1 protein-coding gene is annotated in these 357 nt (G+C 40.1%); it reads left to right on the top strand.

The features are described from left to right. Nucleotides 1-6: 6 nt before the first annotated feature. The coding region (locus HC175_RS21070) for a site-specific integrase (protein WP_438865976.1) at nucleotides 7-357 on the top strand (351 nt) is incomplete at its 3' end.

Here is a 357-nt window from a genome sequence, read left to right as displayed (position 1 = left end):
GATTGGATATACTGCAGGAGAGACAAGAGTCAAACTCCAATGAAGATGCCTCTTTTGGAAAAGGCTCGTGAGATTCTGCAGAAGTATGAGAATCCAGTATCACAAAGTTTTCTTCCAGTCTATAGCAATCAAAAGACTAATAATTACCTGAAAGAGATTGCAGACCAGTGCAAGATTCAGAAGAATCTTAGTTTTCATGTTGCCAGGCACACATTTGCAACAACAATTACCCAATCCAATGGTGTGCCCATAGAAACCGTTTCTAAGCTCCTGGGCCACTCAAAATTGTCAACCACTCAAATATATGCAAGGGTAGTTTACCAGAAGATAGGAGAGGACATGGATCTTTTACAACTA

It is taken from the genome of Salinimicrobium oceani, from assembly GCF_012037645.1.
This window is presented reverse-complemented; position numbering and strand designations above follow the sequence as displayed.